The organism is Pseudosporangium ferrugineum (assembly GCF_003002065.1).
GTDB classification, from domain to species: Bacteria; Actinomycetota; Actinomycetes; order Mycobacteriales; family Micromonosporaceae; genus Actinoplanes; species Actinoplanes ferrugineus_A.
In genome coordinates this window covers 24,895-50,235 of sequence record NZ_PVZG01000026.1, presented here as the reverse complement: position 1 = coordinate 50,235, position 25,341 = coordinate 24,895, and the positions used below count along the sequence as shown (strand labels likewise).

At 73.2% G+C, this 25,341-nt stretch carries 28 protein-coding genes and 1 tRNA gene; 13 read left to right on the top strand and 16 right to left on the bottom strand.

The window, feature by feature from the left end:
* Nucleotides 1-10: 10 nt before the first annotated feature.
* From CLV70_RS34395 to CLV70_RS34380, 4 genes are all read right to left on the bottom strand, one after another.
* A complete protein-coding gene (locus CLV70_RS34395; protein WP_106130793.1) occupies nt 11-1,270 on the bottom strand; it encodes a delta-60 repeat domain-containing protein in 1,260 nt (419 codons plus the stop codon).
* A gap of 56 nt (nt 1,271-1,326) precedes the next feature.
* Nucleotides 1,327-1,716 (bottom strand): globin, encoded by a 390-nt coding sequence (locus CLV70_RS34390; protein ID WP_106130792.1) that lies wholly within the window; start codon nt 1,714-1,716, stop codon nt 1,327-1,329.
* Complete coding sequence (locus CLV70_RS34385) at nt 1,713-3,206, bottom strand: MFS transporter (protein ID WP_211304007.1); 1,494 nt, start codon at nt 3,204-3,206, stop codon at nt 1,713-1,715. Before CLV70_RS34385 ends, CLV70_RS34390 begins: the two co-directional genes overlap by 4 nt.
* A 219-nt stretch (nt 3,207-3,425) precedes the next feature.
* Nucleotides 3,426-4,517, bottom strand: coding sequence for a mechanosensitive ion channel family protein (locus CLV70_RS34380; RefSeq protein WP_106130791.1), 1,092 nt, complete (start codon nt 4,515-4,517; stop codon nt 3,426-3,428).
* A 266-nt stretch (nt 4,518-4,783) separates the two neighbouring features.
* Between CLV70_RS34380 and CLV70_RS34375 the strand changes: the two genes are divergently transcribed.
* Entirely contained in the window at nt 4,784-5,326 is a 543-nt protein-coding gene (locus CLV70_RS34375) for an HNH endonuclease (RefSeq protein WP_106130790.1), read from the top strand.
* A gap of 247 nt (nt 5,327-5,573) precedes the next feature.
* Here CLV70_RS34375 and CLV70_RS34370 read toward each other — a convergent pair whose 3' ends face one another.
* Nucleotides 5,574-6,614 (bottom strand): class F sortase, encoded by a 1,041-nt coding sequence (locus CLV70_RS34370; RefSeq protein WP_106130789.1) that lies wholly within the window; start codon nt 6,612-6,614, stop codon nt 5,574-5,576.
* Nucleotides 6,615-6,624: 10 nt separating this feature from the next.
* Nucleotides 6,625-7,113: a hypothetical protein gene (locus CLV70_RS34365; RefSeq protein ID WP_106130788.1), complete on the bottom strand. Its 489-nt coding sequence runs from the start codon at nt 7,111-7,113 to the stop codon at nt 6,625-6,627.
* 224 nt (nt 7,114-7,337) lie between these two features.
* Between CLV70_RS34365 and ctaJ the strand changes: the two genes are divergently transcribed.
* Both ctaJ and CLV70_RS34355 read left to right on the top strand, forming a co-directional pair.
* A complete protein-coding gene (gene ctaJ, locus CLV70_RS34360) occupies nt 7,338-7,643 on the top strand; it encodes an aa3-type cytochrome oxidase subunit CtaJ (protein WP_245908660.1) in 306 nt (101 codons plus the stop codon).
* Nucleotides 7,644-7,734: 91 nt separating this feature from the next.
* Nucleotides 7,735-8,118: a DUF5130 family protein gene (locus CLV70_RS34355; RefSeq protein ID WP_106130828.1), complete on the top strand. Its 384-nt coding sequence runs from the start codon at nt 7,735-7,737 to the stop codon at nt 8,116-8,118.
* Nucleotides 8,119-8,195: 77 nt separating this feature from the next.
* Here the strand turns inward: CLV70_RS34355 and CLV70_RS34350 are convergent, their stop codons facing one another.
* Entirely contained in the window at nt 8,196-8,732 is a 537-nt protein-coding gene (locus CLV70_RS34350) for a Uma2 family endonuclease (RefSeq protein WP_245908658.1), read from the bottom strand.
* Between the two features lie 142 nt (nt 8,733-8,874).
* Nucleotides 8,875-11,430, bottom strand: coding sequence for an aminopeptidase N (gene pepN / locus CLV70_RS34345; RefSeq protein ID WP_106130827.1), 2,556 nt, complete (start codon nt 11,428-11,430; stop codon nt 8,875-8,877).
* A 191-nt stretch (nt 11,431-11,621) separates the two neighbouring features.
* On the opposite strand from pepN, the gene CLV70_RS34340 reads away from it, so the two are divergent.
* The 4 genes from CLV70_RS34340 to CLV70_RS34325 all read left to right on the top strand — a co-directional run bounded on the left by CLV70_RS34340 (nt 11,622) and on the right by CLV70_RS34325 (nt 14,534).
* Nucleotides 11,622-11,864 (top strand): hypothetical protein, encoded by a 243-nt coding sequence (locus tag CLV70_RS34340; RefSeq protein ID WP_106130786.1) that lies wholly within the window; start codon nt 11,622-11,624, stop codon nt 11,862-11,864.
* Between the two features lie 61 nt (nt 11,865-11,925).
* Nucleotides 11,926-13,116, top strand: coding sequence for a DUF1015 family protein (locus CLV70_RS34335; RefSeq protein WP_106130785.1), 1,191 nt, complete (start codon nt 11,926-11,928; stop codon nt 13,114-13,116).
* A complete protein-coding gene (locus CLV70_RS34330; RefSeq protein WP_106130784.1) occupies nt 13,117-14,037 on the top strand; it encodes an alpha/beta hydrolase in 921 nt (306 codons plus the stop codon).
* Nucleotides 14,038-14,060: 23 nt separating this feature from the next.
* Nucleotides 14,061-14,534 (top strand): ribose-5-phosphate isomerase, encoded by a 474-nt coding sequence (locus tag CLV70_RS34325; RefSeq protein WP_106130783.1) that lies wholly within the window; start codon nt 14,061-14,063, stop codon nt 14,532-14,534.
* A 189-nt stretch (nt 14,535-14,723) separates the two neighbouring features.
* On the opposite strand, the gene CLV70_RS41505 is transcribed toward CLV70_RS34325, so the two are convergent.
* Together CLV70_RS41505 and CLV70_RS34315 are read right to left on the bottom strand one after the other, a co-directional pair.
* Entirely contained in the window at nt 14,724-15,098 is a 375-nt protein-coding gene (locus tag CLV70_RS41505) for a hypothetical protein (protein ID WP_425440264.1), read from the bottom strand.
* Nucleotides 15,099-15,406: 308 nt separating this feature from the next.
* Nucleotides 15,407-16,648, bottom strand: a complete 1,242-nt coding sequence (locus tag CLV70_RS34315; protein WP_106130782.1) for a GNAT family N-acetyltransferase — start codon at nt 16,646-16,648, stop codon at nt 15,407-15,409.
* A gap of 99 nt (nt 16,649-16,747) precedes the next feature.
* Here CLV70_RS34315 and CLV70_RS34310 point away from each other — a divergent pair, with 99 nt between their 5' ends.
* Nucleotides 16,748-17,635, top strand: coding sequence for a DNA-directed RNA polymerase II (locus CLV70_RS34310; protein ID WP_106130826.1), 888 nt, complete (start codon nt 16,748-16,750; stop codon nt 17,633-17,635).
* Between the two features lie 42 nt (nt 17,636-17,677).
* Here CLV70_RS34310 and CLV70_RS34305 read toward each other — a convergent pair whose 3' ends face one another.
* From CLV70_RS34305 to CLV70_RS34295, 3 genes are all read right to left on the bottom strand, one after another.
* A complete protein-coding gene (locus CLV70_RS34305; RefSeq protein ID WP_106130781.1) occupies nt 17,678-18,199 on the bottom strand; it encodes an SRPBCC domain-containing protein in 522 nt (173 codons plus the stop codon).
* Complete coding sequence (locus CLV70_RS34300; protein ID WP_106130780.1) at nt 18,196-18,516, bottom strand: ArsR/SmtB family transcription factor; 321 nt, start codon at nt 18,514-18,516, stop codon at nt 18,196-18,198. Before CLV70_RS34300 ends, CLV70_RS34305 begins: the two co-directional genes overlap by 4 nt.
* A gap of 70 nt (nt 18,517-18,586) precedes the next feature.
* Nucleotides 18,587-18,994, bottom strand: a complete 408-nt coding sequence (locus tag CLV70_RS34295) for a lipopolysaccharide assembly protein LapA domain-containing protein (protein WP_106130779.1) — start codon at nt 18,992-18,994, stop codon at nt 18,587-18,589.
* A gap of 160 nt (nt 18,995-19,154) precedes the next feature.
* Between CLV70_RS34295 and CLV70_RS34290 the strand changes: the two genes are divergently transcribed.
* The 4 genes from CLV70_RS34290 (at nt 19,155) to CLV70_RS34275 (ending at nt 22,055) form a co-directional block, all read left to right on the top strand.
* The gene (locus tag CLV70_RS34290) at nt 19,155-20,291 is read left to right on the top strand and encodes a CAP domain-containing protein (protein ID WP_146164268.1); all 1,137 of its coding nucleotides are present in this window, start codon (nt 19,155-19,157) and stop codon (nt 20,289-20,291) included.
* Nucleotides 20,292-20,474: 183 nt separating this feature from the next.
* Nucleotides 20,475-21,293, top strand: coding sequence for an SDR family oxidoreductase (locus CLV70_RS34285; protein ID WP_106130825.1), 819 nt, complete (start codon nt 20,475-20,477; stop codon nt 21,291-21,293).
* 142 nt (nt 21,294-21,435) lie between these two features.
* A complete protein-coding gene (locus tag CLV70_RS34280; RefSeq protein WP_106130777.1) occupies nt 21,436-21,633 on the top strand; it encodes a hypothetical protein in 198 nt (65 codons plus the stop codon).
* 140 nt (nt 21,634-21,773) lie between these two features.
* Nucleotides 21,774-22,055, top strand: coding sequence for a hypothetical protein (locus CLV70_RS34275; RefSeq protein ID WP_106130776.1), 282 nt, complete (start codon nt 21,774-21,776; stop codon nt 22,053-22,055).
* A gap of 28 nt (nt 22,056-22,083) precedes the next feature.
* On the opposite strand, the gene CLV70_RS34270 is transcribed toward CLV70_RS34275, so the two are convergent.
* From CLV70_RS34270 to CLV70_RS39965, 3 genes are all read right to left on the bottom strand, one after another.
* Nucleotides 22,084-23,085, bottom strand: coding sequence for a MerR family transcriptional regulator (locus CLV70_RS34270; RefSeq protein WP_106130775.1), 1,002 nt, complete (start codon nt 23,083-23,085; stop codon nt 22,084-22,086).
* A gap of 158 nt (nt 23,086-23,243) precedes the next feature.
* Nucleotides 23,244-23,891, bottom strand: coding sequence for a HEAT repeat domain-containing protein (locus CLV70_RS34265; RefSeq protein ID WP_158277893.1), 648 nt, complete (start codon nt 23,889-23,891; stop codon nt 23,244-23,246).
* A 755-nt stretch (nt 23,892-24,646) separates the two neighbouring features.
* A tRNA-Ser gene (locus tag CLV70_RS39965) sits at nt 24,647-24,760 on the bottom strand.
* 142 nt (nt 24,761-24,902) lie between these two features.
* Between CLV70_RS39965 and CLV70_RS34260 the strand changes: the two genes are divergently transcribed.
* Nucleotides 24,903-25,220 (top strand): hypothetical protein, encoded by a 318-nt coding sequence (locus CLV70_RS34260; protein WP_106130773.1) that lies wholly within the window; start codon nt 24,903-24,905, stop codon nt 25,218-25,220.
* The last annotated feature ends 121 nt before the right edge of the window (nt 25,221-25,341 follow it).

Here is a 25,341-nt window from a genome sequence, read left to right as displayed (position 1 = left end):
GAGGGTGGGGTCAGGGGAGGGGGAACATGCCTAGGCGGCCGTGGTATTCCTTGCCGAGTTCGTCGGTGTCGGAGCCGACGATCAGGCCCTCGGGGACTACCTCGAAGGCGCGGACGCCTACGCCGCGCTTGCGGGTGGGATCCCAGGGGAGGGCGCGGCCGGTGGCGGGGCTGATCGCGCCGATGCCCACGCGGGAGACCGCGCCCGGGCCGGGGCCCTTCGCGTCGCTGCCGAGGGGGTTGTCCAGGTAGCGCTGGTGGCCGCCGACGTACACGGCCGTGCCGGTCACCGCCACCGCGTAGAGCGAGTCGCCGCCGGTGCGCTGGACCCAGGTCGGGTTGTGCTTGCCGCCGCCGGCCGTCTCGAAGCGGGCCGCCGAGTCGCACAGCTTCGTCGGCGAGGACGCCCGTCCGGTCGCCACCACCACGAAGTACCGGCCGTCGGGGGAGAACTTCACCTGCCGCAGGTACGTGTCGAAGCCTTCCATGCACTGCGCCTGGTAGGCGTCCGTGTACCAGCTCAGCACGCTCGCCGCCGGGCCGGACGTGTCGAACAGGGCGATCTGCGTACGGTTGACCGTGCCGACCTTGAGCAGCGCGCCGATCACGACCAGGCGCTTGCCGTCGGGCGACAGATCGAAGTGCTCCACCCGGGTACGGCTGAGCCCCGGCGCGGACAGCTTCGCGTCGAAGCCGGTGTCGAGCGCGCCCGAGCCGGTGTGGACGCGGGCGAGGCCGACCCGGGCGACGCCGTTGATGGCGGAGAAGGTGCCGCCGAGGTAGAGCCGGCTGCCCTCGGCGGCCAGCGCCCGGACGTCACCCCAGTTGATCTTCGCGGCGAACCCGGGGAACCGGGAGCCGTCGCCGATCGAGACGCGGGCCAGGCCGCGCTGGGCGGCGCCGTTGACCGTCTTGAACGAGCCGCCGAGATACACCGAGTTGTCCGCGCCGGGCGCCAGGGCGTAGACCGCCGCGTCGACGTTCGGGGCGAACGGCCGCACGATTCCGTCGCGCAGCCCGTACGCGAAAATGTTCTTCCGGTCGTAGGTCAGTTTGCGCGTGCTGTCCTGGACCTTGGTGAAGCTTCCGCCGACGACGACGGTGTCACCGACCACCGCGAGGGCCCACACCGTCCCGTCGAGCACGTGCGGGGTGTGGTCGACCGGGTTCGCCGACACCACCGAGGGCTGGGCGAGGTCGGCCGTCGCGGGCGTCGCAGCCAGCAGGGTGGCGCAGGCAAGCGCGGCGGCGGCGAGCAGGCGGCGTCGCATCGGTGGCAGCTCCTCAGATCGGGACGCGAGTCAACCGATCAACGAGCGGCGCTGCCTCAGGGATGCGCGTCCATCGTGTTGACCATGAAGTACGCGGCGCGTTCCAGGTATTCCCAGAGCGCGGTGCGGTGCGGCTCCGGCAGCTCCAGCGAATCCACGGCCTCGCGCATGTGCAGCAGCCAGGCGTCGCGTTCCTCGGGGCCGACCCGGAACGGCGCGTGCCGCATCCGCAGGCGCGGGTGGCCGCGGTTGTCCGAATAGGTGCTGGGGCCGCCCCAATACTGCATCAGGAACAGCGTCAGCCGGTCGGCGGCGGGCCCGAGGTCCTCCTCCGGATACATCGGGCGCAGCAGTGGATCCTTGGCGACGCCCTCGTAGAACCGGTCGACGAGCCGGCGGAAGGTGGATTCGCCACCGACCGCCTCGAAGAAGCTGACCTCGCTCACGCGTCCAGTCTGCCAGCAGCCGTGCGGCGCCCCGGGGCCGGTGTGACGCGCATTGCGTTCTCACCGGCCTGAGAGCCGGGCGCCTGAGTGCCGGGCACCTGAGAGCCGGGCGCCTGAGTGCCGGGCGCCTGAGAGCCGCGCGCCTGAGGGCCGGGCGGCTGAAGGCCGGGCGACGGCTGGCCGGCCTGCGCCGGACCCTCGGCGGTGGCCTCGCCGGGGAGCGTGGCCCGGCCCGGCCAGCGCGCGACCAGGGTCGCCATCAGCACCAGGCCGCCGAGGCTCCACAGGCCGACGACCAGCGGGATCGAGGTGTGCTGGGCGATCGCGCCGGTGATGATCACGGCGAGACCCTGGGTGAGCTGCATGCCGCCCTGCATCACCCCGTACGCCCGGGCGCGGTAGCCGTGCGGCAGGGCGAGCACGAAGACGCCGTTGAGGGTCGGCATCAGGCCGCCCTGGGCGATGCCGGAGACCATCACGAGGGCGGCCACGGCGGCGGCTGACGGCGCCCACATGGTCAGCGCCAGGGCCAGCGGCGCGAGCACGGCGAACGGCTTGACCAGCGAGCTGCGCCGCTCCGGCGGGACCAGCCGGCCCACCACGAGCCCGCCGGCGACGAAACCGACCGGCGCCGCGGCCATGATCAGGCCCTGGTCGAACCCGCGCGCCGAGGGATCCTCGTGGAACAGCGCGGCCCAGCCCGCGGCGAGTCCCTCCGGCAGGATCGTGAAGGTGGTGAGCGCGAAGACCATCAGCGCGATCGAGCGCAGCAGCGGGGTGCCGAAGACCAGCCGGTAGCCGTCGCTCGTCTCGCGCAGCAGGTGGCGGCGCTGGCCGGGGGTGGTCGCGGCGGGGCGGGGGCGGACCCCGGCCGCGATGATGGCGGCGGAGACCAGGAACGAGACGGCGTCGAGGGCCAGGCCGAGCCGCGCGTCGACTCCGACGGCGAGGGTGGCGCCGGCCAGATAGCCGAACACCTGCGCCGCCTGGGCCGTCGACGCGTTCAGCGCCAGGACCGTGACGACCTGCCGCCGCTCGACGATGAGCGGGATCAGCGCCGACCGCGCGGCCTGGGTCGGCGGCGCGCCCAGCATCGCCACGAACATCAGCACCAGCAGCGCGGGCACGGGCATGCCCGGCAGCGCGAGCAGGGCGATCGGGACGGCGCGGGCCAGGTCCGACACGATCAGGACCCGACGGTACGGATACCGCTCGGCGATCGCCGCCAGGACCGGCCCGCCGATGATCCACGGCAGGTAGCTCACCGCGAACGACGCCGCCGACAGCAGCACCGACTGACTCTGCTGGTAGACGAGCACGATGATGGCCGCGCGCGCCAGGTAGTCGCCGACCCAGTTGACGATCAGGGAGACGTAGAGGGCGCGGTATTCGCGGACCCCGAAGACCTCGCGGAACGACACCGGCCGTTCCGGCTCCGCCGCGCCGCCGGCTCTGTCGCCGGATCGCGCCTCGGGTCGGTCCTCGGACACCAGGGCCCTCCATCGATCGCGACGACCGGCGGGATCGCCGGCGGCGGCCGGTCACGGACGCCGGTGACCGCCGGTGCCGATCGCGCGTACGTGACGCTGCATGTGCAGATGCTCTTTGCACGATTCTGCCCGATCGGCCGAGCCATGGCTAGGGCGTACGGGCTGATTGTCGGCCATTCGGACCAGGACGGACATCCCCCGCGAGGGTGTATCAGCAGGTCAGGTCGCCCCTCCAGGGGTGACCTGCGCGTCCTGTCCAGAGCCCGGATATGACGGCGGTACGGCCGAACGCGGCAGCATCCGTGACACCGCGATGCGCTCGGAGATGCCGGAACTCTCCAGCGCCTCGGCGAGCCGGCGCCGCAACTCGCGCTGCACGACCGGCTGCCCGTCCGCGGTGGTCTTCGCGATGGTCCGGATGACCGCGCCGTCCACGGTCATCTGCTCGACGCCCACCACGTCCGGGGGCTCGAGGAACTCGGTCGCGTGCTCCGGCTCCTCCGCCAGGGCCAGCGCCGCCTGCCGCAGCACGGCGGTGGCCTCCTCGGAGTTGACGAAGCCGATCGGGATGTCGATGACGACCATCGCCCAGCCCTGGCTCTTGTTGCCGACCCGGACGATCTCGCCGTTGCGGATGTACCAGAGCACGCCGCGCATGTCGCGTACGGTCGTCACCCGCAGCCCGACCGTCTCGACCACGCCGACCGCGTCGCCCAGGTCCACCGAGTCGCCGACGCCGTACTGGTCCTCCAGGAGCATGAAGAGGCCGGCGATCAGATCCTTGACCAGGCTCTGCGCGCCGAAGCCGAGGGCCACGCCGGCGATGCCGGCGCTGGCCAGCAGCGGACCGAGGTTGAAGCCCAGCTCGCCCATGACCAGCAGGGTCGCCATGGTGAAGACGACCGCGGTGACGAAGCTGCGCAGCACCGAGCCGATCGCCTCGGCGCGCTGCCGGCGGCGTTCCGGGATGAACTGGTTCTCCGCCGCCTCCTGCTGCTTGGCCGCGCGCTCGCGCAGCGGCTTGAGCAGCGCCGGCATCTCGGCGCGCGAGGTGGAGGTGGTCAGCCGCCGGATCGCGCGGTGCAGCACCCAGCGGATCAGCATCGCCACCAGCACGATGGCGAGGATCCGCAGCGGCTTCACGATCAGGACGTAGCTGCCGTTCGCCAGCCACTGGATGGCCGTCTTCTCGAGGACCCAGGTGCACAGGGCGTCGGTCTTGCAGCTGGCCGAGAAGTCCGGCGTGCCCGGCAGGAACGTCGGGGTGCTGCCGGAGGGGGCGGGGGTTACGGGAGGAGCAAGCGGAATCACGGGTCCCCACCGTACCGGTGGCCGTTCGGCGGCCGGGAACCGGACATCTTCGCACGAGACCTCAGACGTTTACGCCCCGGCCACAGATTGTGCTCGCAAAATCGTCATCCATCGGGGACTATTGGCGCACGAGGGTCGGTGCCCGGGCCTCGGACGACCTCGCCTGCAACGACCCAGCGAACGACGACCCAGCGGACGACGAACCAGCAAACGACGACCAGCAAATCGGGAGCGATACCAGCACCTACACCGAAGGGTGACCTCCGATGCCTGACATACGACCCACAGTGGGCTCTTCCGCGTTGGTTCTGAACGCTACCTACGAGCCGCTGTGCGTCGTATCGGTGCGTCGAGCGACCATTCTCGTGCTGACCGCCAAGGCCGAATGCGTCTCCGACGGCGACGGCATCCTGCACAGCGCTCACCACACGCTCCCGGTCCCGTCCGTCGTCCGCCTCACCCGGTATGTGAAGGTGCCGTACCGCACGCACGTGGGCCTCTCCCGCCGGGCCATCTTCGCCCGCGACGGCGGCCGCTGCGCCTACTGCCGCGGCTCCGCGGAGACCATCGACCACGTCTTCCCCCGCAGCCGCGGCGGCCTGCACGCCTGGGAGAACGTGGTGGCGGCGTGCGCGAAGTGCAACCACAGCAAGGGCGACAAGACACCGGCCGAGCTGGGCTGGCGGCTGCACGCGGCGCCCCAGGCCCCGCGCGGGGTGGCATGGCGGGTGCTGGGCCACCGCACGCCGGACCCGCGCTGGGCGGACTGGCTCGGGCTGCCGTCCCCGGTCGAGGCCGAAGCCGCCTGATCCGTCCCGCCCGGCTGCCGGCTGCCCGCCCGGCTGCCGGCTGCCCGCCCGGCTGCTGGTGTCCCGCCCGGCCGCCGGCACCCCGCCCGGCTGCCGGTGTCCTGCCCGGCTGCCGCCTCCCCGCCGGCTGGTGGCTCCCCGCTCGGCTGCCGGTGTCCTGCCCGGCCGCCGGCTCCCGGCTCCCCGCCTGGCTGCCGCCTCCCCGCCGGTCGCTGGCCCCCTGGCCGGCCGCCGGCGTGGGTGGCGGTCAGTGGCGTTTCGTGCCGATGAGCGAGGCGAAGACGACGATGTTGTCGGAGTAGCCGCGGTCGCCGCCGAGCCATGTGCCCCCGCACGTCATGAGCCGCAGCGACGGCCTGCTGTAGTCGGCGTACACCCGCTTGATCGGCAGTTTCTCCTTGCCGTGGCGCTCGACCGAGTTCACCTGGAAGATCGCCGTCTCGTCGTCCTCGCGGAGGACCTCGATCTTCTGCCCCGGCTTCAGCTCGTGCAGGCGATGAAAGACCGAGGGTCCCGTACGGGTGTCGGCATGCCCGACGATCAACGCCGGCCCGAACTGCCCCGGCGTCGGCCCCTGGTCGAACCACCCCGCCTCGTTGTGCCGGTTCACCGGGGGCACCGCCACGGAGTCGTCCTTCGCCAGCCCGACGGTGAGCAGCGGCGCCTCCACCTTGATCGCCGGAATGGTCAGGCGTCGCGGCCGGCTCGGCTCCAGCACCGGGAAGTCGCGCGGCGGCGGCTTGTCCGGCCCCTTGAACAGCTCGCCCAGGTCGAATCCGGTGGCCGCACCGAAGCCGGCGCCGACGGTGAACAGCCCCACGAACACCAGCACCACCGCCATCAGCCCGAGCGGCAGCGGCCGGCGTGCGCGAACGGCCGCAGGCGCGCGCACCCGGCTCCGGCGCGGCGCCCGCAGCAGCGACCGCGACGGCGCGTGCGGCGCCGACCGCGCCCCGCCGGCTGTCGGCCGCGCCTCGCCGGCTACCGATCGCGCCCTGCCGGCTACCCACCGTGCAGCATCGCCGTCCGGGCGAGCGTCGTTGCCGGTCGGGCGAGCGTCGCTGCCGGCGTGCCGGCCGTCCATCGCCGGGCCCTCGACGGCCGGCGTGCGGGCGTCGGCCGCCTGCGCGACCACCGGCGGGTCGGCGGCCGGGTTGGGCCCGGACTCGGCGGTGGGGGATTCGGCCGGCCGCGGGCGGCTGACGATCTCGGCGGGGCGGCGGCGCAGGACCGACTCGGGCATGCGGGGGCCGGGGACGGCCGGCTGCGGGCGTACCGGGCGGGACATCGGGTGGGCCTCAGGCCGCGCGGCGGCGGCGCAGGGCCGCCACGCCCAGGAGGAGGCCCGCCGCCAGGGCCGTGGCGCCGCCGCCGATCAGCAGCGGTGCCGATCGGCCCGGGGCGGTGCCGCCGCCGCCCGTGGCCGGGCCGTGCTTCGGTTCGACCTTGGCGACGACGTGCAGGGTGCTCTTCGCCGTCTTGCCGTCCGGGCAGCGCAGCTCCAGCGGGTAGTCGCCCGGCTCGGTGCGGGCCGGGACGCGGGCGGTCGCGGTGAGGAAGCCGTACCGGGGGGAGACCGTGACCGTGCCGAGGAGGGTGGAGGTCACCTTGGCGGGGGCCAGGTTGTCGTCGCAGCTGGCGCGCACGCCGATCTCGTCGCCGGCGCGTACGGTGCTCGGATTGGTCTCGACGAACACGGCCGCGGCGTGGGCGGCGGTGCCGGGCAGCAGAGCGACGGGCAGGGCCAGGGCGAACGCGGCGAGCGCGGCCGGGACGGATGGACGCATGACCTCCCCCTCCTGCCGTCCGGGGCGGAAACGTCGCGGACGGCGCGTGAGGGTGATTTTCGCACCTCCGGGGCGATTCCGCGTGACCCGGAGAGATCGGGGGTCGTGGGTCTTGACACCCGGCCGTCCGTGGCGGGGCCCACTCCGCTACCGTGATTGACGTTCGGATCACTGGGAACACAGTGACTTGGCCCGGTTCCTTTTGACGCCTGGGGGCGTTGAGGTTGTCGATTTTCAGCACGCTTCTGCTCTTCGCGGGGATCCCGCTCGGGGTCATCATCGTGGTCGCGGCCTCGGTCGTCGCCGGTAGCCGTCGCTCGCGGCCCGACCGCCGGTATCGCCCCGGCCGGCCGTACGACTTCGCGCCGACCTGGTTCCTCGCGTCGCCCGCGCAGGTGAGCCCGGCCTTCGGCGGCAAGACCGGCGACCGCGTCACCCAGCAGCCCGCGCTGGAGTCCGGCGCCGTCGAGGGGCCCGCGGGCCGGCAGATCCGGCCCGGAGCGGTAGGAGGCGCAAGTGACCGTTGGTGAGCACCAGGCCATCGTGAGCGGCGGCGAGCAGCCTCTGACGGCGCTCGACCACCCCGGCGGCCCGACCCTGACCGAGCGGCCCGAGCTGACCATGTCCGACGAGGGCATCGCGGCGCTCGACGGCCCGTTCACGACCCGGCAGCTGCTGCGCCTGGACGAGGCGCTGCGGGTGGCCGACCAGCAGACCGGCCTGACCTTCAGCGTCTACATCGGCGACCTGGGCGAGCCCACCCGGGAGACCGCCGAGCAGCTGCACCGGCGGATCGAGGGTGCGGCCACGGCCGTGCTGCTGGCGATCTCGCCCGGGCAGCGCCTCCTCGAGATCGTCACCGGCTCCGAGGCCCGCAAGCGCATCTCCGACCGGGACGCCAAGCTCGCCGCGCTGTCGATGGCCGCGTCGTTCGCCGGCGGGGACCTGGCCGGCGGCGTGCTCGCCGGCATCGACCAGCTGGCCTCCCACGCGGGCCGCCACTGAGCAGCCGGCTCGCCGCGAAGCGCCGAGCGCCGCGAAGTGCCCGGCGCCGCGAAGTGTCGCGGGTCGTCGCTGATCGGCTATCTCCAGGTGCTCGGGGCTACCCGCACCGGGAATGGGGCGTCGACCTTCACCAGGTCGGCGCCCTCGATCGTTCTCGCCGTGCCGTAGCCGTCGGCGCCCAGCTCGTAGATGTGCAGGGCCGGCGCGGGCACCGGTTCGATCCGCCAGTAGCTCTCGATGCCGGCGTCGGCGTACAGGGCCGGTTTGAGCAGCCGATCGCAGCGCCGGCTGGTGGGGGTCTCCACCTCGACGACCAGCGCGACGTCCGCCGGGTCCGCCCAGATCGCGCCGGAGGACCGCGGCCGCAGCACGGCCACGTCCGGGATGAGGTTGCTCTCGCCCGAGGCGATGCCCAGCCGCTCGCACACCCACCAGCCATCCGGTGCCGCCCCGCGGAGCGTGGTGACGAGGGCGCGGACCACCGCCCCGTGCGGCTCGTCCAGCGGCGGCGTCACGTGCAGGCTGCCGTCGAAGATCTCGTACCGGTGGCCGTCCTGCGGGAACAGGTGCAGGTCCGGCTCGGTCCACGGGCCGTCGGGTGCGGCCCATCGCACCGGGGAACCGTGCCCGATCACCACGACCGCACCACCTCCGTCGCCGGGAGTGCCAGCGTACTAACGGAGGGTTGTTTCTGGTGGGTTTCCCCGCCGAAAGTATCGCGGGCCGCAAGGAAGTCCTCGCGGCCCGCGATCACGGTCAGGCCGAGGCATCCTTCGCGCGCGCCTTCAGCGCCCGCACGACGCCGTCGCGGCCCTCGGCCACCAGCCGGCGCAGCGAGGGGGAGTGGCCCTCGGCGGCGAGCCAGGCGTCGGTCAGCGCCACCGTCTCCTCGCTCACCTGGTACGCCGGGTAGGCGGACATCACGAACTCCTGCGCCGGCTCGCTGTCCGAGCGGGCCCACACCTCGTCCACGACCTCGAAGTACTTCGACGCGTACGGCGCGGTGAGCGCGACCTGCGTCGACGACTGGAAGCCCTGGAGCAGCGACCGGTTGAGCCAGTTGGGGAGCTTCTCGCCGCCGGTGAGCCGCGCCCAGACCGCCGCCTTGTTCTCCGGCGTGGGCAGCAGCGCGCGGGCGATGGCCGCCTCCCGCTCGCCGCTGGCGGTGCGGTCGGAGTCGAGCTCGGCGCCGATCTCCTCGTCGGTCGCCGCGCCCCGGGACGCCAGCACCTCCAGCAGCGACCAGCGCAGCTCGGTGTCGACCGTCAGGCCCGCCGGCACGCCGGTGCCCTTGAGCCAGCCGCGCAGGGTCGCGAGGTCCTCGGGGCTGCGCGCGGCACCCATGAAGGCGCGGGCCCAGGCGAGCTGGAACCCGCTGCCGGGCTCGGCCGCCGCGAGGGCCCCGCGGGCCGTGTCGGCGAGCTGCGCCCAGCCGGTCGGCGCCCATGCCGGGTCGGCGTACATGGTCAGGGTGGTCGTCGCCTGCCGCAGCGTCGCCGTGGTCAGGTTGATGTCGCGTTCCTTGGGCAGGCCCGTGCTCACCAGCGCCACGTAGTCGCGGGCGGCCAGCTCGGCGTCGCGGACCATGTCCCAGGCCGCCGCCCAGCTCAGCGCGCGCGGCAGCGACGACTCGAAGCCGTCGATGTGACGGACGACGGTCGCCATCGAACGCTCGTCGAGGCGCAGCTTCGCGTACGTGAGGTCGTCGTCGTTGACCAGCAGCACATCCGCGGCGCGCTGCCCGGCCAGCGCGGCGATCGCGGTCTCCTCGCCGGTCACGTCCAGCTCGAGGCGGTCGCGGCGGACCAGCCGGTCGCCGTCGACGTCGTAGAGGCCCACGCCGACGCGGTGCGTGCGCAGCGTCGGGTAGGCGGCCGGTGCCTCCTGCTTCACGACCACGCTCTCGTACGTGCCGTCCGCGCCGATCGTGACCACCGGCCGCAGCGTGTTGACCTGCGCGGTCTCGAGCCACTGCGCGGCGAACTTGCGCAGCTCCCGCCCCGACGCGGTCTCCAGCTCGGTGAGCAGGTCGTCGAAGGTGGCGTTGCCCCACGCGTGCCGCTGGAAGTACGCGCGCAGCCCGGCCCGGAACGACTCCAGCCCGACGTACGCGACGAGCTGCTTGATGACGCTCGCGCCCTTCGCGTACGTGATGCCGTCGAAGTTGACCTCGACCGCCTCGAGGTCCGGCATCTCGCAGTAGACCGGGTGGGTCGAGGAGAGCTGGTCCTGGCGGTAGCCCCAGGTCTTGCGCACGGACAGGAACGTCGACCACGCGTCGCTGAAGCGGGTGGCGTTGGTGCTGCACCAGTGGCTCGCCCACTCGGCGAACGACTCGTTCAGCCACAGGTCGTTCCACCAGCGCATGGTGACCAGGTCGCCGAACCACATGTGCGCCAGCTCGTGCAGGATCGTGTTGGCGCGCTGCTCGTACTCGAAGTCGGTGACCTGCGACCGGAAGATGTAGCGCGCCTCGGCGTGCGTGACGCAGCCGAAGTTCTCCATCGCGCCGGCGTTGAAGTCGGGCACCCACAACTGGTCGTACTTCGGCAGCGGGTAGCGCACGCCGAACTGCTCGTGGAAGAAGTCGAAGCCCTGCTTGGTGATCAGGAACAGGTCGTCGGCGTCGAGGTAGCGTGCCATCGAAGCCCGGCAGTAGACACCCAGGTCGATGCCGTCGTGGCTGTCGCGCACCTCGTGGTACGGCCCCGCGCACAGCGCCGTGATGTACGTGCTCATCCGCGCCGACGTCTCGAAGTGGACCGTCTTGGCGCCCGCCCCGGCCGGCTCGGTGCTCGCCACCGGCGAGTTCGAGACGACCTTCCAGTGCGCCGGGACCGTGGCGTGCCACGTGTAGACGCTCTTGAGGTCGGGCTGGTCGAACGCCGCGTACACGCGCTGGGCGTCCGCCGTCTCGAACTGGCTGTAGAGGTAGACCTCCTTGTCGACCGGGTCCTCGCTGCGCTGCAGACCCTGGCCGCTCGCGGAGTAGTAGTAGTCGGCGTCGACCACGAGGGTGTTCTCGGCGGCGAGCCCGGGGAGCGTCAGACCCTTCTCCGCCGACCACGCCGAGGTGTCGACGGGCGCGCCGTTGAGCACGGCAGAGCGTACGGAAGCGGCCGCGACCTCGATGAACGTCTCCGCACCCGGCTCGGTGCAGCGGAACGTGACCTCGGTGACCGTCCGGAACGTGCCGTCGCCCGGGTTGCCGGCCCCGTCGGTCAGATCCAGGGCGATGTCGTACCCCGTCACCTCGAGCAGGCGGGCCCGCTCGGCGGCCTCCACCTGGGTCAGGTTACGAACTCCGGCCACGATCACTCTCCTCCACGCTGGCGAGGGCGGCGTCGCCCCCGCCTCGAGCTTTCCACGCCAAGCCTATGCGGTGCGTCCGGGCCCGTGCGGGACGGGAAGAACGGCCGCCGGGATTGCGCGAAAATCATCACGTAAGGCCTCCGCCGGTCGTTGGTAAGGGTGAGAACCGTCACCTTGACCGGAGGCTGCCGATGGCCGAGTCAGACAGCGTCGCCACCAGCACCATCGCGGTGCACCGGGGCGCCTGGGAGAGCGTCTGCCCGAACCTGCCCGCGGAGCTGGCCGCCATGGTCGCGCCGCCGGTCACGGTCTCGGCGTTACCGGTGGCCGGGCCGTACGGGGACGCGCAGCAGCGGCGGCGAGCGCGGGAGGCCCGCTTCCGGGGGAACATGCCGTCGGGGCCCGCGTACCGGCAGCCCCGGCGCGCCACCTGAAGGCTGGGACGGCCCGGGCCCCGTCCGCGGCGGCCCGGGGCCGCTCGGTAGGTTCGCGGTCATGACGGTCGTGCACCCGATCAGCCGGGCCTGGATCACCACTGGCGGCACCGGCGCGCAGAACTACGACGAGTTCGCGGACGACGCGGAGATCACCGCGATCATCGCCGCGAACCCGCACAGCGCGCTGGCCATCGAGATGCCCCACCGGGCGCCGGGGTCGGTGGGCCGGTCCTTCCTCGACTGCCTGCCCGACGCCGCCGCGCGGCTCGCCGAGGAGAAGGCGGACGGCAGCTACACGCCCGCCGAGCAGGTGGTCGTGCTCTACCGGATCAGCGCTCCGGGGGAGCCGGCCGCGTACGGTCTCTGGGCCCTGGTCGACACCGACCAGATCTCCACCAGCGCCGACGAGCCGGGACTGGTGATCCGCAACGAGGACGTGTTCATCGCCAAGGTCCGCGAGCGGGTCGCGCTCGCCGAGACCCTGCAGACCCTCCTCTCGCCGGTCCTGCTGCTCCAGACCGGCAAGGGCGACGAGCTGCACGCCGCGCTGGCCGCCGCCACCGAGGCCGCCGGCGCGCCGGCCGCCACCGACCTGGACCAGAGCGGGCGTACCCACGCCATCTGGATCGTGCCCGCGGGACCGCTGCAGGACGAGCTGACCGCGCTCGCCGGCGGGGGTGAGCTGGTCGTCGCCGACGGCAACCACCGCAGCCTCGCCGCGCAGACCGGCGGCCTGCCGCGCTTCCTGGCCGTCGTGACCACGCCCGCGTCGGTCGCCATCCAGCCCTACAACCGGCTCGTCGCCGAACTCCCGGTCGAGGACCTGGTCGCCCAGCTCGTCGCGGCCGGCGCGCGGGTCGAGGAGCTGCCGCGGCCCGCGGCGATCCCGGCCAAGGGCACGATCGAGCTGTACGCCCGGAGCACCTCGTACACCGTCGTCCTGCCGCCGGCCGAGGGTGCCACCTCCGTCGACAACCTCGACCACGCGCTGGTCGAACGGGTGCTCCTGCGGGACGCCCTCGGCCTCGACCCGGGCGACAAGCGCATCTCGTACGTGGGCGGCGACTACCCGGCCGAGTGGCTGCGCGGCGAGGTCGACGCGGGCCGCGCCGAGCTGGCGGTGCTGATCGCGCCGGTGACCGTGGACGACTTCGTGGCGGTCAACCTGGCCCGGCAGAAGCTCCCCCGCAAGAGCACCTGGTTCACCCCCAAGGCCCGCGGCGGCCTGGTCCTGGCCCAGCTCGATTAGATGGCTGTCCACCCCCAGGTGCACGCTTCGCTGGCCATCCGGCGGCGCCCGCCGGCCGAGGCCCTCGCCGCCGACCCGTACGAGCGCCTCCAGCACGCGCGGCGGGCGATGGAGGAGTCGAACGAGGCCGAGTGCGGCCCGGCGATCCCGCTGCCCGTGGTGGTCGACGTCGACGCGGACGGCGTGCCCTGCCGCCTGTACGCGACCCGCACCGGCGCACCCGTCCTCGTGTACGTCCACGGCGGCGGCTGGTGCTACGGCAGCGTGGAGACCTTCGACCGGCTGTGCCGCCGCATCGCCGACCGTTCGGGCTGCGCGGTGCTCTCGGTCGGCTACCGGCTCGCCCCCGAGCACGTCTTCCCGGCGGCGCTCGACGACGTGGAGACGGTGCTCGGCTGGGTCCGCAAGGAGGGAGCCGGGCTCGGCGTCGACCCGTACCGGCTGGCGATCGGCGGCGACAGCGCGGGCGGGCAGCTCGCCACCGTGGCCGCCCGTCGTCAGCGGGACGCGGCCACCCCGCTCGACTACCAGGTGCTGATCTACCCGGCGATCGACCCGATGACCGCCTCCGAGTCGTACGACGAGGTCGGCGGCTACGGCCTCGACCGCGCGTCGATGAAACTCGCCTGGGAGACGTACGTGCCGTCGCCGGCCGACCGTTTCGGCCCCGACGTGGCGCCGCTCGCCGTCGAGGACCTCGCCGGCATGCCGCCCACCCTGATCATCACGGCCGAGTACGACGTCCTGCGCGACGAGGGCGCCGACTACGCGGACGCGCTGGTCACGGCGGGTGTGCCGGTCGTGCACGTCCGCTACGCCGGGGTCAACCACGGCTTCGCCCGCAAGCTGGCCCTCTTCGACGCGGCGCGGGCCGCCGCCGACCAGATCGCGGTGAGCCTGCGGGCCGCGCTGACGTTCTGAACGGCGTTTGACAGACTGCGGTCATGCGCGTCTACCTGGGTTCCGACCACGCCGGCTACGAGCTGAAGAGCCACCTCGTCAACTACCTGGCGAAGCAGGGGTACGAAGTCGTCGACGTCGGGCCGCACGTCTTCGACCCGGAGGACGACTACCCGGCCTTCTGCCTGAACACGGGCGCGAAGGTGGTCGCCGACGAGGGCAGCCTGGGCATCGTCATCGGCGGTTCCGGCAACGGCGAGCAGATCGCCGCCAACAAGATCGCCGGGGTCCGCTCGGCGCTGTCGTGGAAGGTCGAGATCGCCCAGCTCGCCCGCCAGCACAACGACGCCAACGTCCTCGCGCTCGGGGCCCGCCAGCACACCCTGGACGAGGCGTCGGCGATGGCGGAGGCGTTCCTGACCACATCGTTCTCGGGCGACGAGCGGCACGCCCGCCGGATCGGCCAGCTCGCCTCGTACGAGCGCACCCGCGAGCTCCCGGAGCTTCCGGCCTCCTGAGTCCTTCCGGCCTCCTGAGTCCTTCCGGCCTCCTGAGTCCTTCCGGCCTCCTGAGTCCTTCCGGCCTCCTGAGTCCTTCCGGCCTCCTGAGTCCTTCCGGCCTCCTGAGTCCTTCCGGCCTCCTGAGTCCTTCCGGCCTCCTGAGTCCTTCCGGCCTCCTGAGTCCGGGCGCGGCTGGTCAGCGGCTGGTCAGCGGCCGCGGGGCAGGTCCTCGCGGGGCACCCAGTTGCGGCGGACGATCGTCAGGTCACGCTCGGCGTCGGCGAGCTGCTGCTCCGACGGCCGCGCGGCGTCGCGCGCACGCAGCGCCGCGGTCACGCTGACCTGCGACGATCCCGAGCCGACGAGCCCGCGCAGCCCGCGTTCGCCGGGCTCCTCACCCCCGCCACGAGCACCCGGAGCCCGCGACCCGGGCCCGGACGGCCGCGCCGTGGCCGCCGAGGGCCGGGCCCCGGGGTTCGCGGAGGCCGCCGGACGGGCGCCGGGCGGCGCGCTTCCCGGCCTGGGCGGCGCGGTGGCCGCCGGTCTGGGCGGCACGGTCGCGGCGGCCGGCTTGGTCGGCATGGTCGCGGCCGGCTTGGTCGGCACGGTCGCGGGACCGGGCCGGATCGCCGTGGGCTTCGGCGCCTCCTCCGGGTCCAGCACGGGCGAGGTCTCCGCCACGAACGGCTCGACGGGCGGAATCACGGCCGCCCCGGCCTCAGCGGCGTCCTGGCGCGGCGGCGGCGGGGTCACGGCTGTGCCGGCCTCGTCGGTGGCCTGGTCGGGCGGCGGCGTGGCCGCGGACGGCGCCGGGTGGGAGGGACGCACGCGGCGGCGGCGACGTCCGGGTTCTTCGCCCATGCCGCCGAACCTACCGCCGCGGCACCCACCTAGAACACCTCGGTCGGGTTCGGCATCCGGTGCCATCCGAACGCCGTCGTCGCCGCGCGCAACGCGCCGGGAGTCAGCTCCCGGACCGTGCCGGCCGCGCCGAGCGCGGCGAACGGGACGGCGCCCAGATAGACCGTTCCCAACTCCAGCACGGTGCAGGCCAGGTCCGCGGGATCTTCGGTACGCGTACACGTCGCCTTACCGGAAGCGTCGGCGGTGAGCCGCCAGCGCCCGGTGTTGCGGTCGAGCAGCGGATCCGCCACGTCGAACACCACGTCGACCGGCGCCGCGTACTCGCGGGCCGCCAGGGCCCGGGGCAGGTCGACGATGCGGATCCACAGCCCGTCCGCCAGGGTGGTGCCGAGCCGGCGTGGCTCGTCGACGAGGTACTGCAGCGGCTCGTCGAGGGTGGCGAAGGACACATCCGCCTTGCGCGCGAGGTCGATGGAGAGCACGAAGTGCCACAGCGCCCGGTACGCCTCCGGGTCGGCGGCGACCACCTCGCGGACGCGTACCTCGGCGTCGGGGCCGTGCTCGTTCCATTCGCCCTTCACCCGCCACACCGCGTAGCCCGTGGGGCCGTCGGCGGTCTCGTGCACCACGGCGTACTGGGCGGTTGCCCCTTCGCGCAGCGATTCGAGGTCGGACAGGACAAAACGCCACCATCGCTCGTCCCGGCTCGACCAGCCGGTGCGGGTGGCGCGCAGTTGCTCGTACACCTTGCTCAGCTCGGGAATCGCCTCGAGCGGGTCGACCATCCGCAGCCGGCTTCCGGGGGCCGGCGCGGGGCCGCCGGGCAGCCTGACCTCGCGCGTCATCACGCTCATCCGCAGCCGCTGCGCCGCCGGCCCGTACCCGAATCGGGGGTAGATCTTGGTCTCGCTCGCCCAGAGGACGGCGATCGGCTCGCGGCCGGCGGCCGCGATCTCGCGCAGCTGGCGGTGCATCATCCGGGTCAGCAGCCCGCGCCGGCGGTGGGTCGGCAGGACGCCGACCTGGGTGACGTGCGCGGCCGGCAGGACGGCGCCGGGCACGGTCAATTCCCTCGTGTACGCCGCGGCGTGGCCGACGACGGTGCCGGCGTCGTCGGCGACCAGGGCCCGTTCCGGCTCGAACACCGAGCCCTCGACGTCGCGTTCCTCGGCCGACATCGTGTGGTGGAAGACGTGGCTCAGCAGACCGGAGACCGACGCCCAGTCGTCCGCCGTGCCGGCCCTGATCGGTATCTCGCTCCGGTCCATGCTGTTTGTGTAACGGACGGCGCGCGCGTCGGCGAGCTATTTGTCGGCTCGTTACTCTCGATGCAGGGCGGCAACCGGCCGTACCGGGGGAGGGGAACGATGCCAGAGCAACCGCAGTGGCCCGAGCGGACGCTCGACATGCCGCCGCAGGATCCCTGGGCCGATCCGCCCACGACGGACATGCCGCCGCGCCGCGCCCCGGGCAACGGGCCCGGCCAGCACCCGGACCCGACCCGCCGCTACGACGCCACCCGCGCCGCCACCCCGGGCCGCCCGCCGCAGTACGACGCCATCCGCGTCGCCCCCGGCCACCCGCCGCAGCCCGACGCGACCCGGACCGCCACGCCTGGCCGTCCGCCGCAGCACGACGCGACCCGGGCCGCCACGCCGGGCCGCTCGCCGCAGTACGACGCGACGCGGGCTGTTCCGCCGGGTGAGGACGCACGGGCGTCGCAGCCGGATCCGACCCGGGCCGTCCCGCCGGGTCAGGGTGCCGCGAGTCCCGCGCCGCCGCCGTCGCCGTTCTCCAGCGGTCGTGCCGCGGTCAACCCGCGCCCGCAGCCGCAGCAGCAGTTCGTGGCCGAGCACGAGCCCACCGGCACGGGCTGGCCCGGCGCCGGGGCGCCCAGCGAGCGCCGCCCCCTGGCCTGGCACCTCGCCCAGCTCCGCCGCGGCGGCGAGTGGAGCTTCGCCGGCCTGCTCTTCGCCTTCGTCTGCTGGGGCATCTGGGCCATCTCGAGCGACGGCGACCTGACCGCCCCGATCGTGGTCTTCATCGTCTCGGTCGCGGTGGCGGGCGGCGTCTTCGCCCTGTCCCGGCTCGTCGGACGCCTGGTCCTGGAACGCCAGCTCCACCGCGAACGCCGCACGGCGAAGGGCTCCCACATCGTCGCCGGCATCTTCCTGGTCGGCGTCGGCATCGCCCACCTCCGCCAGACGGAGTGGGTCATGACGGCCGTCAACTGGGTGGTCGACCTCTTCCGCTGACCCACCCGCCGGCCCGGCCGGAAAGCCGGGCCGGCGGGGCGGTCAGCCCTGGCCGCTCATCGAGGTGCCGGTCTCCAGCAGGGACTTCAGGTCGCTGAGCACCCAGGCCCAGCCGCCGCCGCCCGCCTCGTCCAGCGGCGAGCCGGCCACCATCGTCGACGTCGCGGGGGCGCCCGTCAGCTCGTGGGTGATGGTCAGGCGGCAGACGCCCGGCTGGGACTTCAGCTCCTCGATCAGGTACGTCAGCGTCGTGAACGGCTCGGCCGCGGTGGTCGGGTCCATCAGCATCCGCCAGGTCTGCTTGAGCAGCCGCGGCGGATCGGCCTCGAGCACCTCGCCGTCGACGATCGTGTCGGGGAGGTCGAAGCCGCTCTCCTTGGCGTACGCCCGCATCTCCTCCGTGACCTGGGAGCGGTAGGAACCGCCCGGCCGCAGCTCGAAGTAGGCGGGGGCGGCGTACCCGTACTTCACGGTCCACTCGGGGTCGGTGATCGCCGTCCAGATCTTCTCCGGGGTGGTCCTGATCCAGACCCGGAACACCTGGGTGGTCAGCGGCTCGGTCATGTCTCGTCCCCCAGCGCGTTCTTGAGATCGACGAGCGCCGTGATGTGACGCTCGGTGTACTTGTCGATCCACCGGTCGTGGATCAGCCGGATCGGCACGGGGTTGAGGAAGTGCAGCTTCTCCCGCCCGGACCGGCGCACGACGACGAGACCGGCCTCTTCCAGCAGCTTCAGGTGCTTGGCGACCCCGAAGCGGGTCATTTCCACCTCGGACTCCAGCTCGGTGAGGGTGCGTCCCTCCCGGGCGAAGAGCAGGTCGAGCAGGAAGCGACGGGTCGGGTCGGCGAGCGCCTTGAACACCCGGTCGTCATCCGTCATGACGCCAAGTTAGGTGACCAAAAGGTCACATGTCAAGCCGAGCGAGGCCCGCACGCTGCGATGACGTGCGTCAGCGGCGGCGCTTGCGGACGAGGCGGCGCAGTTGGGCGATCCGCGCCCCGGCCACCGCCATCGCGATCACCGCGCCCGCGACGCCCGCGAGCAGCAGTGCCAGCGCGAGCGGGATCCGCCCGTCCATCCACAGGAAGCTGATCGGTACCCCGCCCGTGTTCTGCGCGACGAAGACGATGAGCAGGATCAGCAGCGCGACCGCCGGCCAGGCGGCCACCCAGAGCATGCTTGCCCGCGTACGCGGAACCGCGGGACCCGGCGGTGCCTCGCCGGCCGGCCCTAGCCCCGCCAGCGTGCGGGCGAGCTCATCCGGCAGCGGGGGTGCGGTCTCGGCGGGCGGGCCCTCGGGGTCCGGCAGAGGCGGCACCGACGGCTGGGTGGGTCTGTTCTCCGATGGGTACGCCATAACTCATAGTCTCGCTCACATGTGCGCTGAGTGAGCGGCGTACACGCGGCCCGGGAGAATTAAGGGCGATCTAATAGACGTTCCTCGAAACGGGACGTTACGGTCTCCGCCGGATCGCCCAATCCCCGCCCCGCCCTCATCCCCCACGATTCGGATCACCATGCGCAGACCCCTTCTCATCGTCGGCGGCATGGCTGTCGTCACCGTGGCCGCCGGCATCGCCGTCGCGGCCAGCGCCAGTGCCGGCACCAGCACGTACGAGGCCGAGGCCGCCGTCAACCCGCTCGCCGGCGGCGCGCACGTCGTCGACTGCCGCCGCTGCTCCGGCGGCAAGCGCGTCACCGGCATCGGCCGCGCCGGCGTCCTGACCGTCACCGGCGTCGTCGCCGAACGCGGCGGGACCATCCGGCTCGCGATCACCTACGCCGGAGACCGCAGCCGTACGGCCCGGATCAGCGTCAACGGCGCGGTGCCGACCGCCGTCCTCTTCCCCGGTACGCGCAGCACCAGTCGCACCGCCACCCTCCGGGTCACCGCCACCCTGCGGTCCGGCGACAACACGGTCGCCTTCAGCAACCCGGTCGGGCCGGCGCCGGACATCGACAAGCTCGTCATCACGACCGACGGGACGCCGCCCACTCCCGTACCCACGGCCACCGCCTCGGGTGAGCCCGGCGCGACCGCGACCGCGACCGCCCCGACGGGCCCGGCACCCTCCGGGCCGGCGCCGTCGAGCTCGCAGCCGGCCTCGCCGACCGCCTCGCCGAGCGCCCCGGCCGCGACGTCCCCGCCGGCGCCGACGGCGTCGCCCAGCACGACCCCGCCGACGACCCGGCCCACGACGAGCCCACCGGCCACCACCCCGCCCGCGAGCCCCTCGGCGACCCCGGACCCGGCGCCCACCGGCAACGCGGCGATGGAGGCGGAGGCGGTACGGATCGTCAACGTCGAGCGGGCGAAGGCCGGCTGCCCGGCGGTGACCGCGGACGACCGCCTCACCGCGGCCGCGCGGGGTCACTCGGCCGACATGGCGGCGCGCGACTACTTCAGCCACACGACCCCGGAGGGCGTGCAGTTCGCCACCCGCATCACCGAAGCGGGTTACCGGTGGTCGGGCGCGGGCGAGAACATCGCCAAGGGCCAGCGCACCCCGGCCGACGTGATGACCTCGTGGATGGCCAGCAGCGGCCACAAGGCGAACATCCTGAACTGCGGTTTCAAGAACCTCGGCGTCGGTGTGGCGGCGGACGCCCAGGGTTCGCTGGTCTGGACGCAGGACTTCGCCAGCCCGCTCTGACCCGGGGTCCGGCTGTCCGGCCTCGTGATCCGGACAGCCGGACCCGGTTCCGCGGATACTCATTCCCGTGCCGTTCCGTGCTTGAGCAATGGCGTTGGGTTATCCGCGCCGTACCTGGGGGATGCCGGGCCACATGATGGTCGGCATCGCGGCGATGCCGTGTCCACCCAGGAAGGCGGCGCCATGGTCCAGGACCGGTACACCCGTCGGGAGCCCCAGCTCGGTGCCACCGCGGAGTTCCCCGACGGGCCCGACCACGGCGAGGCCACCTACCGCGGCACCGACCGGCTCGCCGGGCGGCGCGCCGTCATCACCGGCGGCGGCTCGGGCATCGGCCGGGCGGTCGCGATCGCCTTCGGCCGTGAGGGCGCGGACGTGCTCCTCTCGTACCCTCCGGAAGAGGAGCCCGACGCGCGCGAGACCGCGCAGCTGGTCGAGAAGGCCGGCCGCCGGGCGGTGACCGTGTCCGGCGACATCGGCGACGAGGATCATTGCCAGGCGCTCATCGACCGCGCCGTGGGCGAGTTCGGTGGCCTGGACATCCTGGTCAACAACGCCGCCTTCCAGACGGCACAACCGGGCGGCATCGAGCGGATCAGCACGGAGCAGTTCGACCGGATCATGCGCACCAATCTGTACGCGATGTTCTGGCTCTGCCGCGCCGCCGTGCCGCACCTGGGGCGGGGTGCGTCGATCATCAACACGGCGTCGGTGCAGGCGTACCGGTCGTCGAGCGCCCTGCTGGACTACGCCACGACCAAGGGCGGCATCGAGGCCTTCACGAGGGCGCTCGCCGGCGACCTGGCGACCCGGGGCATCCGGGTGAACGCGGTGGCTCCCGGCCCGATCTGGACACCCGTGATCCCCACGACGTTGCCGCCGCAGCGGCCCGAGGCCCGCGCCGGCCAGCCCGCCGAGCTCGCCCCCGCGTACGTGTACTTCGCCTCGCCGGAGTCGAACTGCACGACCGGCGAGGTGCTCGGCATCGCCGGCTGCGGATAGGCCGGCGCGGCCGGCTGCGGATGGGCGGGAGCGGCCGGCTGCGGATGGGCCGGCGCGGGGGCACCGCTGACCGGGGGCGCGGGCGATCTGCGCTACCGTCTGCACATCGCGGATTCCGCGCCGACGACCCGAGGAGACAACGATGTCCGACTCCACCGCAGACGCCGAACCCTCCACCGCGGACGCCGCCGCCGAGGAGGAGCCCTTCGCCAACCGCGCCGCCCGCCGGGCCAAGGGCAAGAAGTCCGCGAACCCGAAGCTGGGCGCGGCCGGCCCGCGCCCGATGCGCTCGGGCACGGTCCAGAGCCCCCGTCAGTACGGCAACCGCCGCAGCGGCTGACCCTGGCGAGCGGCTCGGGGCGGCCGGTTGGCGCGTGGGGCCGGGTGGCGGGGTCGTCGGCGGCGGCGAAAACTGCCGTGGTGTCCGGATCGGCGGATGCGCCGACCGGGCACGACGGCGGAGCCGATACGGTTGACCATATGACGACGACCTACTCGGGCCCGGCCAGACTGATCCTCGCTGGTGGGGCATACGTCGCCGGCATGGCCTCCCTGAGCACCAACCAGCGCGGCGGTCTCCAGGGCTGGGGCGGCACCTTCCGCCCGGACGAGATCACCGCCGACCTCCGCGAGGCGGGCGAGGGCGTTCAGCTCGAGCTCCCGTACGAGCGGGTCGGCGAGGTAGCCGTCACCGGCATGCGCAAGTTGCTGGCCACGCAGGTGCTGGTGTCCCTGGCGGGCCGCGGGCCGGCACCCTTCTGAGGCGACCGCGACGGTCGTAACGGTCGCCTCAGCCCTCCAGCACCCCTAGCAGGGCCGAGGCGACGAGGGCGACGGTCCGGTCGTCGTCGCCGGCCAGCTCCTCCAGGACGCCCCGCGCGAGGGGCGCCGGCATCTCGGTGAGTGCCTGGGTCAGGCGTATGCGCACCGCGGGGTCCGCGACGTGCCCGGCCAGCTCCGCGGTCAGCGCGGCCAGGATCCGGTCCGCGCAGCCGGGTTCCGCCGCCAGCGCCCCCAGCACCTCGGCGGCCTCCACGTCGTTCGTGCCCTCGACCACCATGGCGACGAGGGTCGGCACGGCCGCGGTGACGCCACGCGTACCCGATGCGAGCGCCGCGTGCCGGCGTACGGTGGCATCCGGATCTTGAAGGGCCTCCGCGAGCAGAGCCGTCGCCTCGTCGCCGGGCATCTCCGCGATCGCCAGCACCGCACGCCGCCGAATGCCGGCGTCCGGCGAGCGCACGCCGGCCGCCACGCTCGACACCCCGTCGCCGCCGGCCCGCGCGAGCGCCCACCGCAGGGCACCGGCGACGTTCGGGTCGGATTCGGCCAGAACCGCCCCGGCCAGCAGCTCGGTGGGCAGCGGCGCGTCCTCGGAGGAGCCCAGAACGGCCTGCTGCCGGCGCGCGGCGCTGTCCGAATGCAGCCCGCGCAGCAGTTCGACGATCCGCAGGACGCTCTGCCAGTCACCGGGCGCCGAGCCGTCCACCGTACGGAGCCGCTCGAGCAACTCCCGCTCCCGCCGCAACCGGTCCTCGGCCCGCCGGATGAGGTCGCCGACCAGCGCGGACGGCGTGAAGGCGGGATCCTCCAGGGCACGCGCGATCTGCCGAAGCGACAACCCCAGCGACCGCAGGCTCTCCACGTGGAAGATCCGGCGGATGTCGTCGGGGGAGTACTCCCGGTAGCCGCCGAAGGTACGCCCGGTGGGCCGCACGAGCCCCAGGGAGTCGTAGTGCCTGAGCATCCGGGCACTCACCCCCGACCGCCGCGCGACCTCGCCGATCAGCATGTGTCTCCCCCTCCTCGCCGGCCCTCTTTGCCGGTACCTCCTTGCCGGCGCCTCTTTGCCGGTACCTCCTTGCCGGCGCCTCCTTGCCGACCCTCCTCGCCGGCGTCTCCTTTGCTGGCCCTCCTTGCCGGCCCCTCTTTGCCGGCCCTCCTCGCCGGTCAGCGTGCCGCTTCTCCCGCGCGCTTCGGGCCGAGCGCGACGATGCGCTTCGCCTCCTCGACGCTCGGCGCGAAGGCCGCATCCGGATCGTGGAAGATCCTCTCCGTGGCGCGGGCATGCGCGCGCACCTCAGGATCGTCACCGGCGAGCGCCGCCGCCAGGACCGGTTCGATCACCTCGCCGAGCGCGACGAGGGCCCGGCTCAGACTCAGCCGCACCTCCCGGTCGCCGCGCCCCAACTGCGACGCCAGCTCCCGGGCGAGACCTGCGCGTTCCCCGTCCGGCACGAGCACGACGGCGGCCCGCCACGCACTGCGCGCGACCTCGTCGTCGGCGTCCCGCAGCAACGCCCGGGTGATCGCGGCCCACCCCGCCGGGTCGCCGATCTTGGACAGCGTGTGCAACGCCTGGCTCCGAGCCTGCCCCCTCCCGGACGCGAGCTCCGCGCGAAGCCGTGGCACCGTGACCTCCGCAGGCAACCGCGTCAACGCCCAGCTCAGCATGTCCCGTACAAAGAAGTCTGGCTCGACCCCGCACCGTTCCACCAGCGCGTCGACCACTCCCGGATCCGGCGCCGTCCCCGCCGCCAGGGCCGCCCGGAGCCGTACCGAAGCGTCCCCGGCCCGCAACCCCTCCACCAACCGCACGCCAACCACCTCCGGCCCCCACCCAAGACCCTGCCACGATGTCAAGGTCAAGCCCCGGCGACCGCCAACCCCGGCGCCACCGCCAAGCCCGAGCCGGCGTCAAGCCCGGGTGGCCGCAATGCCCAGGTGGCCGCCAAGCCCGGGGATCCGAGGCCGCGACGCCGACCACCCGAGCTGCCGCCACTACGGAGGCCGTACCCACCACCAAGACTTCCGCGCCCGGAGGTGCGTGTCCGTCGGTAGTCCGCGCTCAAGGGTCCGCGCCGCCGTGCCGTGAGTTCCGTGCCCGGGGTGCGTGTCTGCCGGTAGTCCGGGCTCCAGGGTCCGCGCCGCCGTGCCGTGAGTTCCGTGCCCGGGGTGCGTGTCTGCCGGTAGTCCGGGCTCCAGGGTCCGCGCCGCCGTGCCGTGAGTTCCGTGCCCGGGGTGCGTGTCTGCCGGTAGTCCGGGCTCCAGGGTCCGCGCCGCCGTGCCGTGAGTTCCGTGCCCGGGGTGCGTGTCTGCCGGTAGTCCGGGCTCCAGGGTCCGCGCCGCCGTGCCGTGAGTTCCGTGCCCGGGGTGCGTGACCGCCGGTAGCTCGCGCTCGGGGGCCGCGCCGCCGTCCCGTGAGTTCCGCGCCCGGGGTGCCTGTCCGCCGGTAGCCCGCGCCCCCAGCGAGGCCGCACCGACCGCACCGCGGGGTCTGGGGGCTCGGCCCCCAGGTAAAATGCGAAACTCCCAGGTCAGCGCCCTCGGCTGACATGGGAGTGCCAGAGTTGAGCGGGCGACGAGAATCGAACTCGCGTAATCAGTTTGGAAGATCGCTACGGCCTGGGTGGATCTGACCGGATCGCCTGCTCAGTATGGGTGACTGACTGCCCGCTCGTGCCCGCTCACGGCCTCTGTTGATCACGGTTACTGGCCCGCCAATGGCCCACGGGCAGAGGGTGGTATGCCCGATTCCGCCGTGCGCCTTGCCCCGCGTCAGCCCACTGGTCAAGTTTGCGGCCACGCTTTGGCGTCATACGTCGGGTCGTGGCTGAGCACCTCGAAGCGGCGCGCGACGTCCGTAATCTCGGGCTGGTGGTAGACATCAACAGCGATCACCTCGTTGGGTACCAACTGCGGATCTGGTCCGCGCCTATCGAAGGTCCGAGGTTCAGCGAGCAGACCGCGCTCATCAAGAGCAGTGGAGCCGACTTCGACGGTGGCTCCAAGTCCTGGTGGATCCCGCTCGCGCGGTCTCTTGACGGCGATGAGACCGGTCTGGACATCCTCTTCCGGGCCGCGCGTGACTACGGCACCCACGTTGTCCTGGTGCCGCCCAAAGCATCGTCGGAGGAACCGCGGTAGAGCCACCGGTGTGAGTCTCTCGACGACGCCTTACGGCAGCGCTGGGCTGACTCTAGAAGCGGAACTACGTCACTCGGTGGCAAGCTGCGGAGCGGCGCGGCAGCGATCGCCGTGCCGATCT